Here is a 9,855-nt window from a genome sequence, read left to right as displayed (position 1 = left end):
GTCCAATCGGCACCGGACCCGCCACCAACACGACAGCAAACGGAACCCCCACCGGCAGCGGCCCCACCAACAGCACCGGCGGCACCAACACCAGCGGAAACAACAACCAGAGCAACACCCGAAACGCCGACGGCAGCGCCCCGAGCACCCCCGGCAGCGGCCCGGAGAACACGCCCTCCGCCAACGCTCCCGCTCCGACCGGGACCCCGAACACCGCCGGCTCTCCCCCCGCTCCCGAGCCGCCCCGGACCAGCGGCGGCAAAGCGCCCGCCACCTCAAGCAACGGCACCGCGCGGTCGACGCCGCCCGAGCGCATTCCCTCGCCCGAACCGGTCGGCGAGCCCCTTCCGTTGCCCGACGACGACGGCCGAGGCAGCAAGGACGTCTACGAGCTGCGCGAGATCAACCTGAGCAAGCCTGACCGGGACTCCTCCCCCGACGAGCCCGAGGCGAAGGGTCCGGCCGAAGGGAGCTCCGGCGGACGTGAGCGCCGCGGCGATGACGCCGCCGACGAAGCGCAGGGCGGCCACGACGCACGAAGGCCCGGCACCGCATCGGACGCCACGGCAGCCCGATCCCGGAGGACGGTCCGATTCGCCGACCCGCCGGACGACAGGGGGAAAGGCCACCCGAAGGGAGTCCGACCGCCGCGTACCGCATCCGCTGTGTTCGACCGGTTCACGCGACTGGACCGGACGGATCCGCCGCCGGACCCGGACCCGTCGTTGGACCGGACGTTCAACCTCGACCACCTGCTCCCGTCGAGCCTGATGGGATCGCACACCATCCAGGCCGCTGGACTGGGCGATCGCGTGGCCGAGGGGGTCCGGCGGTTCGACGGCAACCGCCGGAACACCGACCGGCAGAGCAACACGCCCCGCAGCGCCGCCCCCGTGGAAACGATCCGCGAACAGATCGAGAGGCTGTCGACGAAGGACATGCGGAAGGCGATGGCCCCGAAATCCTTCACGTTCCAGGTGCCCGGCACCGATGGCGACGGCACCTGGAAGGTCGAGGTGTCGCTGCGCCCCAACGGCCGGTACCGGCCCGTGAACAGCCCGGATCCCGACGCAAGCGCCGAGAGCAGGCAGCGCAACCGCATCGCCGAGTCCTCCGGTGCAGCCTCCAGCCGCCAGGCGACCGGCGTCAGCGGAGGGAACAAAGGACCTTCCGTCGGGGTCTACGTGAGTCCTTTCATGATCACCCCCATCGACGCCGGCTCACTCGGCGCGCGCCTGAACGGCAAGCTCTCCGCCGGGTGGCGCAGCCGCCAGGTGTCGTTCTCGGCGAACAACGCGCACGGGGTCAGCTCGACGGAAGAGCTGAAGGGACCGATGCACACCTACCGGTCGCAGATGCAACTCGACATCGCGCTCACGCCGCCGGGGGAAGGGCGGAACCGGCTCGACCCGCAGAACCTCGACGTCGACGTGCACGTTCCCGGCGGCCTCGGCCGGGTCCGCCCCGACGCCCCGCGGACCATCGCCTTCGCCGATCCCAACGCCCCCGGCTTCGACACGTCGAACCGCCCGTTCCCCGGCGCGGGGTTCCGCGGCGCGACGGAGACGCACCCCATCCAGGTCGGCGAACCGTCCTACGATCCGCCCCCGCGGGACGACGGCACGCGGCGCCCCGGGCACGGCCGGAAGCTGATCGAATGGACCAACGACCACCTGGGGCTCCAGCCGCGTCCGAAGCGCGACTACGTCCGGACAGCCTCGACACGCCACGACGTCGAGCAGCGGGCCGCCGAGGACAACGCGAACACGCTCGCGACCGACATGCTCCGGGACAACATCGGGAAAACCACGAACGGCCCGCTCACCCTCTACCTGACCGACAAGTACGGACGCCCGCGGATCGCCTACATCCGCTCCTTCCCCACGCGCTACGAACTCCAGCCGGATCCTCCCAACGTCTACGATCTGCGGTCGTCGAGCGGGACGACCAAGGGCACGACCTCGGGCAAGACGCAGTCGTCGTTCTTCCGCCTGCTCTTGGGAGGCGGGCTGGACCTGTCCATTTCAGTGCTGGACTTCATCGTCGGCCGGATCACCCCCTTCGCCGTCGACCTCACCGGCCAGTTCCAGCGGCAGCACGGCGACACGAGGAACCAGTCGGGCTCGCGGTCCTCGCTGTACTGGGGTTCGCAGGAAACCGCCGTGTACAAGGTGACGCGCAACTACTACGTCCAGTTCGACGGCGAGCCCGAGGTGCACAGCTTCCGGGGAACCACCTACGAGACGACGACTGTCGACAACGCGATACGCCTGCAGGGGGCGGAGAACCCGCCCGAGGGGCCTGTGAGGCCCGGAGGCGAGAGCTCGCGGGGAGACGAGGCGCCCGGGGAGGCGGTGCAGGACCGGCCTCCCGACGGCGCCGTTCGCCGACCCCCGTCGTTCGGCAGGCCCTCGTCCTACTCCTGGGACGACGGCCGGTACTTCCGGAAGCCGCCGGGCGTCGACAGGGTGGTCACCGCGAGCGAAGGGCTCGTCGGGAAGGTCCTGCACGACCTCGCGAACACGTACCCGGGCATAGTCCTGCCGGACTTCTCGCGGAACGAGGACGACTTCGCGCTCAAGCCCGGCCACGAGGACAGCCGCTGGTGGAACCGCTCCGTGCGGGAGAACCCGCCGATGCGCCGGTCCTACGAGACAGCCCTGGAGAACACCCAGCGCATCGTCGACGCCCTCTCCGAACCCGGCCTGCTCAGCAACGACGGCGACCTCTACAGCCGCGACGGACTCCTCGTTCCCCTGCTGGAGTCCGCCACGTTCAAGGACAACGTGAAGGCCGTCCGCATCTTCGGGCACCGCGGGACGGCGCGGTATGCGGGCCCCGGCGACCGCGGCGTCGGCTTGGAGTCCAAGAGCGGTTCCCACCTGGGCTCCGGCAAGGGACGGGGCGGCTCGGCCTCGGTCATGCCGCTGATCAGCGGCAACTTCATGGAGGGGCGGCCCGACGCGCAAGGCCGGCGCGAGGCGGGCCTGTTCCCCAAGCTGAGGGCGACCCTCACCTTCTCGTTCGGCGGGAACACGGGGCACGTGTCGGCCGAGTCCACGGCCCACACCCTCCAGTTCAAGGGGGAGACGGACAAATGGACCAGTCCGTCGACGATCACCGTGCGGACCTACACCGGCGACGACCTCGGCCAGGACTTCGGTGAGCGCCTCCCCGACACACGCGGGAAGCGGCTCGGCACCCCCCGGACCCTCCGCTACGAGTTCACGACGCCGCGGTTGCCGGAAGGCCACACCATCGGGTTCCCCGGCAACGGGGAGCCACCGGTGATACGCCCGATGAGCAGGGCGGAAGCGGAGAACCAGATCACCGGCGCGAACCGTCCCGGCGGGCGGCCGGGGCAGGGTCCCGCGTTCGTCGACCGGCTGCGCAACGCCGGTGCATCGATCGCGGACATCAACACCGCCTTCCGCGACACGGACCGCCACCGGACCGGGCGCCAGGAACGGACTCACGGCGGCCCACCTGCCGCCACCGATCGCGGCATCAGCCTGACCGAGGCCACCTACCGCCAGTTCTCCCGCAGCGGCGTCGGCGGCCGGTACAGGTGGGCGGGCCTGTCGCGCCAAGGGTGGGTGGACGGCTACACCCACAAGGTCCGCCACATGGTCCGGGACAGCGCGGCCGGGCGGCACTTCTTCTCGAACTACGCGTCGCCGGAGAACATGAGCGCCCACATCCAGGACGGCGCCCGCGCGAGCACCGATGTCAGCAGCAGGCTGCGCTCCCCGCACAACCTTCGCACCACCACTGACACCCGCCCCGAGGTCTCCGGCGTCACGACCGAACCGGTGCACGCCGAGATCATCACCGAGGGGACAAACGCGCCGCAGGACCGCAGCGCCACGAACACGCGGACGACGAGCGCGGGTATCGGCGGCGCCGCCGTGGCGCGCATCAATGTCGTGAACGACCCGGCAGGGGCGCCGCCCGAACCCCCGGGCCAGGGGCCGGGGCAGGACGGCAACGCCGGCACGCAGGGCGGTGGCCGGGCGCCGACGTGGTCCTCGGGCCCCCAGGCCCACCGCACCTGGGTCTTCAGCGCCAAGGGCGACTTCCGCGGGGAGTCGCGGTCCAGTTCGACCACGATCCTGCCGTCAAGCCATCGGGCCTACCTGTTCCAGGCGGCCGGGACCGTCAAGCAGGCGACCGAGTTCGCGCGCAACTGGAGCATCGGCCCGACGATCAACCGCGCGCCCGTCTACGCCGGGTGGCAGGCCACCGCGGACGACCTCTACTCCGGGTTCATGCACGCCTGGGGCGCGATCACCCACGGGCTGGTCGGCGACGGCCTTGAGAGCACGGCGGACGGGAACGGCCGAGTCACCGGCCTCCGCCAAACGCCGCTGGCCCCGCCCGCCCTGGACGGCCGGGGCGATGTGCGGATCCGCCCCGGTTTCGAGGGGCACGGCGAGGTGCAGACACCGCCCCACGCCGGTCCGGCGTGGACCCGGCTCGACGACGCCCTGCGGGCCAACCGCCTCGCACTCACTCGGAACAGCCGCGACAAGCTGTACCAGGCCCTGGCCTCCGAACTGGCCGGCCATGCCGCATCGCGCGGCCCCGTCGCGGTCAAGGTGAAGCGCACCGACGGCCTGGGGCCGCGCGGCCTCACGCCCGCGATCGACGCCGTCGTGGACGTGCGCGTCAGCCGGAGCAACACCCGCATCGAGTCCATCGGCGGCGAGGCGGAGATCCGCCGCAGGCACCAGCTCAAGACGAGCGACGGGAGGATGCAGGGCTCCGCGACCCAGGACACCGCCGGTGTGCAAGGGCACTCGCTCATGGTGCCCACCCGGGAAGCGCCCGCGAGCGAGGGGTCCGGCACCGTGCCGGACGGAGCGCGCCCCACTCCCTACAGCACGGTGCACGACAACACGGTCACGTCGACGGAGGGCTCCGGCCGCACCGTCACCGGTATCGGCTCGCGAACGACCCAGTTGGCGATCGTCTCGCCTTATGCGCAGGTCGGTCGGGACACCGACGTCACGTTGAACCTCTCGTTCCCCGACCGCGGGTTGAACGTGCGGACGCAGGTGGCCTCGGCCGTCCGGAACGGCGGGATCTCCAGCACGGGTTCGGGAGGGCGCACCTACGCCACCTACCCGACCCATTATCTGGAGTTCGGCAGCGGCGGCGAACCCGGAAGCAGCGGCCGGTCCACCGACCGGGCCGACGGCGGCGCCGGCAGGGCGGCCCTGCGCGCGCCCCACCCCGCGCGCGTTCCGCGATCCGAGGGGCAGCGGCCCGACGAGCAGTGGCGCACCTGGGCTCCCCACGCCACGAGGGCGCGCGGCGCCTCGCGGGGCTTCGTCGAAGTGATCGAGAACGGCGGCGAAGCGGTCAAGGATCTGGCTCACGTCGGCCTGGCGTCGGCGAACGGTTGGCGCCCGGGAACCGGTCATATGAACGGGAACTCCTACACGGTCGCGGGCGTGGAGTCGGCGCGGGACTACCTCGACGAGACGTTCGGCCGCGACGCCTACTACGACGGCGTGGACGACAGTCTCACCGACGTCGCGCTCGCCTCCTCCTGGAAGGACGCGGCCGGCGGCGCGGACGGGTACCGGCCGCCGGATGTGGGCCGCACCTCGGTGTCGTTGAAGGCGGGCGTCCCCGGCGGCGGCGACGCCCGAGTCCTCGACGTCACCTACACCGGCTCGATATCAGGCGCCTCGGGTGAGGAGCACGGGAACGCCGCTCCCGGTACGCACACCTCGACGATGAACAACAGCGGCGGGCCGTCGGCGGCCGCCGAGATCCACTCGACCACCGACGGCGGGTTCCAGCGGCAGCTCGTCGACTACAACTCCATCGAAGCGCACGCGGCCTTCAACAGCGGAGGAACCGACACCCCGACGTTCACCGCGAAGGGGCCATCGACGCACAAGAGCAATGTCGAGGATCCGCTCTACCTGGTCGAGTTCGACGTGGACTGGGGCGTCTTCTCGCAGCGGCACGACCGGAAGGGCACCCCGACCGGGGAGCCGTTCACGGGCACGACCCGCACCCGCCAGACCGGCTGGTTCACCCAACGGGACGCCCTCGATCTCGGGTTCCTCCCCACGCCCGTGTCCCGCTCCACCGGCCGGGAGCGGGACCGGCTCCTGTGGATGCAGGACGGCCTCCGCGCAGCCGAAGACGCCCTGCTTGAGGCCCGGCAGTCCCTGCTACCGGCAGCCGTCCGGGCAGTCCGCGACGGTCCGGGAAGCGACGCCCACGCCGACCACGAGCACCTTCGCGCGGATTACGAGTACCGGGCCCGGATCTACCGGCATCGGGTGAACGAGTGGCGCGACGCCACCAACCGGCTCCGGGACCGGCTGAACGAGCGCGCCTTCGTCCGCCGCCCGGGGCCGGCAGCCGCGGCGCCCACCGCCGAAGGAGGCGACGGCGGTTCCGGCGGGGGCGGCGCGCGCTCGGGCACGACGGCCGATGACGCGGCGAGCGGCCGGGGGCGGGGCGGTGGCCGCGGCGAACAGCGGCCGGAACAGCAGGGGCACCGGCAGCGGAGTGATGAAGAGAGCCGGCCCGCACCGGCGGAGCCGCCCGAGCACATCGGCCTCGCCGCGCTCTTCGACAACGCCCTCAACCCGGGAAGCGGCGGCGGGGCGTCGGCCGTTGGGCCGGCGGACCACGCCGCGGGGCACCGCGCCGGTCCCTACAACGGGACCGCCCCCGGCGAGACCGCCCCGCACCGACGGAGCAACGCAAGCGACGGCGCCACCGGACACGCTTTCGACCAGGTGTGACATCCCCCAGGCGCCGACTCGGTCGGCGGCCGGTAACGCTCAGACGCGGGTCGCGTCCTGAACTCCGACCATGATGCGGCGTCCGGCCGGGGTATCGCAGGACGCGTCCGTGATCAGGCGGTCGACGTCGGCGAGGGCTGCGAAGCGCGCGAGCCCCACGTACCCGACGACCGTGCGCGGGGCCAGCACGACCACGCGGCCCGCGGCCTGGACCATCATCCGCTTGGCGGCGCTCTCCACGGGCACTCGCGCGGTCAGTCCGCGCTGCGGGCTGATGCCGTCGGGGGTGATGAAGGCGACGTCGACGCGCAAGCCCTCGAGTCCGGTGGCTCCGGGCCCCCCGACGGTCGCCCCGGCATCGGCGTGGATGCGGCCGCCGATGAGCAGTACCGTCACGTCCTCGCGGGTCATCAGGTGCATCGCGACGGACATGGAGTTGGTGATCACGTTCAGCCCGCACGCGGGAGGCAGGCTGCGGGCCAGGCGCTCGGAGAGCGGGCCGGCGTCGAGGAGGATGGAACCCTCGCGCGGCAGCTCGGCGAGCGCGGCCGCGGCGATGCGGTCGCCGGGGGCGGCTGCGGGACCGGCCGGGTCGGCCGGGCGTGTCGCGGCACCGTCGGGCCCGCCCCCGCCCCCGCCACCAGCAGCAACATCCGTTTGTCCAGGCATCCCGGCCTCCCATCTGTCGGCGGTGCAACGCACGACCGGCGGCGGTCATCGGGCACTGCTCGGCGAATCGGCGCGGAATCCAATGACCGGCAAAGCACCCGCGGTACGTAATCATTACCATGGGTCACAAATGGCCCACAACAGCTAGAAATGCGAACAGGCCACGAAGAAACCGCGGCACCGCACTGAACGCCCCCTTCACTGCAGCGATCCGTCCGCGCCGCCGGGTGCGGCAGGCCGCCTCACCGTCTGCAAGAGGCGCTCTGATCGGCCCCGGAAACGTCGGCGGTCGTTCGGCCCTTACCGAATATCCGCCGACGCATCTACTAGTCAGACGCGCTCTTTCGGCATAGTGTCATCCACCCCACGCTCGCATCGCCCCACAAGGCCCGGACGTCACATCCGCACCGGTCACCAGCTGACGGGCCCGGCCAAATGCGCCGTAGGAGGATCGGGAACGCATGCGTCATCGCCGCGCAGACCCCCAGCACGAGGAGGAACGGCTGCCCGTCGGCCTCGCCGATCTACTGCTGAGGAACAGCCCCGCCGGCTTCGCCGTCCCCGTCGGCGACGGTTGGCGACGGGTCAGCGCCGCCGACTTCCGGCACGACGTGACGGCGGCGGCCAAGGGGTTCGCGGCCATCGGCGTCGACAGCGGCGACCGGATCGTGCTCGCGTGCAGGACGCGCTACGAGTGGGCGGTGCTCGCCTTCGCCGCGTGGGCGATGCGCGGGATCGTGGTTCCCGTCCATCCCCGCATTCCGCTGACCCGGCTCTGGCACATCCTGCACGACGTCCGCGCGAACATGATCATCGGCGACCGTCCCCTGCCCGGCCGCTTCCTCGCCGAGGCGCGCCGCTCACTGCCGCTTGTGCGCGCACTGCGGGTCGGCGGCCCCGCGTCGCCCGGCGACGCACCGGACGCCATGCAGGAGGTGGCCGCGGCCGGTGCCTACATGGACCACTCCGCCGTCACGGAGCGGTCCCGTTCGGTAGCAGCCGAGGACGCGGCCGTGATCACCTACCCCGCCCTGTGGTCGCCGTCCGCGGAAGTGCAGGGAGTCGTACTGACCCACGGCAACCTGCTGGCGTCGGCGGCGGGGCAGCTCAGGGCCGCGGGCCCATTGCTGGACCGGGTCCCCGACGACGAAGCCGACATCCTGTTCCACCTGCCGCTGGCGGGCGCGCCCGGGCAGAGCCTGCTGATCGCATGCCTCATGGCGGGTGTTCGGGTGGCGTTTCCCCCGCCCGCGGTGCACGCGTCCCCGATGCAGCAGACCCGCGCCTACGGTCCGAGCATCGCGATCGCGCGGGCACCGCACATCGAGCGCGCCTTCGACGCGGCGGTCGAACACGCAGTCAAGACCGCCCGCAGCGGCCGCCGGTCGCGTCCGGGCATGCTGGGGCGCGTCTCGCACGCCATGCACGAGTGGCTGTACACGCGGGTCCGGGACCGGTTCGGCGGTCGAGCGCGGTTGATCATCTGCCCCGGCGGTGTGAGCGAGGAGGTGGCGGACTTCCTCACCGGCGCGGGAATGGCCGTGGTTCAGGGGACCGGGATCATCGCGGAGGCCTCGGGGCCGATCGCGGTCCGCGTGCCCGGCCGAACCGTCGAAGGAAGCGCCGGGCGTCCGCTACCCGGGCTGGAACTGCGGGACGGTCCGCGCGGAGAGGTGGAGATCAGCGGGGCCACCGTGTCGCCGGCGTACTGGAATGCGCCCGACCCGTCCCGCACGCCCACGCGCCGCGAGGACGGGTGGCTGCGCACGGGCTTGACGGGGCGGGTCCACCACGACGGGACCGCGTCGCTGGCAGGGCGGACAACCGCCTCCGGCAGGGCGCCCGCGATTGCGAGGGTCCGCCCGCCGGGCGAACCGCCGGCCGAGGAGGAGCCGCGAGGGCCGCGAGAGGCGCCCGGCTCGCAGGGCTCCATCGGCCGCTGAGACGGCCCTTCCGTCCTCCCTGGCTCGGTCGGCAGACCGTGCCTGAGAGCGGCGCTGCGGCGGGCACGTCCGCTCCGCCCTGCGACGCACGCATGAAGCACGGATGCCCAGGTCGCAAAGCACCCGATGAGGACGGTCTCGAACGGACTCCGCAGACACGCTCGTGCTCAACCACACAAGGCCACACAGCCGGTCACCAACGCCAACGACTTCCACATGAGCACGAGACGGTGTTAACGTCGACCACCTCTACTGCGGTGCCGCGCTGACCGCCCCTTCAGCAGATACCGCTCGGGCGAGTTCGGGGAGGAGGTAGGGCGAGAACATGCCGCCATACGGACACGACAGTCCCCAATGGGTCCGCGACACCGCCAAATGGCTCCTCGGCATCGAAATCCCCGAAACCAGCCCCACCAAACTCCGCGCCCTCGCCGAAACACACGACGGACTCGCCACCGCCCTCAGCGAAA

General features: G+C 71.9%; 4 protein-coding genes. 2 read left to right on the top strand and 2 right to left on the bottom strand.

The genetic code is table 11. The features are described from left to right. Positions 1-184: hypothetical protein (locus RM446_RS24385; protein WP_311547791.1), on the bottom strand; the 184-nt coding region annotated here is incomplete at its 3' end. A 166-nt stretch (positions 185-350) separates the two neighbouring features. On the opposite strand from RM446_RS24385, the gene RM446_RS24380 reads away from it, so the two are divergent. Then, a complete protein-coding gene (locus RM446_RS24380; RefSeq protein WP_311547790.1) occupies positions 351-6,773 on the top strand; it encodes an RHS repeat domain-containing protein in 6,423 nt (2,140 codons plus the stop codon). A 39-nt stretch (positions 6,774-6,812) separates the two neighbouring features. On the opposite strand, the gene RM446_RS24375 is transcribed toward RM446_RS24380, so the two are convergent. Continuing rightward, positions 6,813-7,442, bottom strand: coding sequence for a DeoR/GlpR family DNA-binding transcription regulator (locus RM446_RS24375; protein ID WP_311547789.1), 630 nt, complete (start codon positions 7,440-7,442; stop codon positions 6,813-6,815). A 461-nt stretch (positions 7,443-7,903) separates the two neighbouring features. Between RM446_RS24375 and RM446_RS24370 the strand changes: the two genes are divergently transcribed. Then, the gene (locus tag RM446_RS24370) at positions 7,904-9,385 is read left to right on the top strand and encodes an AMP-binding protein (protein WP_311547788.1); all 1,482 of its coding nucleotides are present in this window, start codon (positions 7,904-7,906) and stop codon (positions 9,383-9,385) included. Positions 9,386-9,855: the final 470 nt, after the last annotated feature.

The organism is Streptomonospora wellingtoniae (genome assembly GCF_031845375.1).
Lineage (GTDB): Bacteria > Actinomycetota > Actinomycetes > Streptosporangiales > Streptosporangiaceae > Streptomonospora > Streptomonospora wellingtoniae.
This window is presented reverse-complemented; position numbering and strand designations above follow the sequence as displayed.

Coding starts and splice junctions, on each gene's coding strand:
- RM446_RS24375 (WP_311547789.1), bottom strand. CDS start 7,442: ATGCCTGGACAAACGGATGTTGCTGCTGGTGGCGGGGGCGGGGGCGGG.
- RM446_RS24370 (WP_311547788.1), top strand. CDS start 7,904: ATGCGTCATCGCCGCGCAGACCCCCAGCACGAGGAGGAACGGCTGCCC.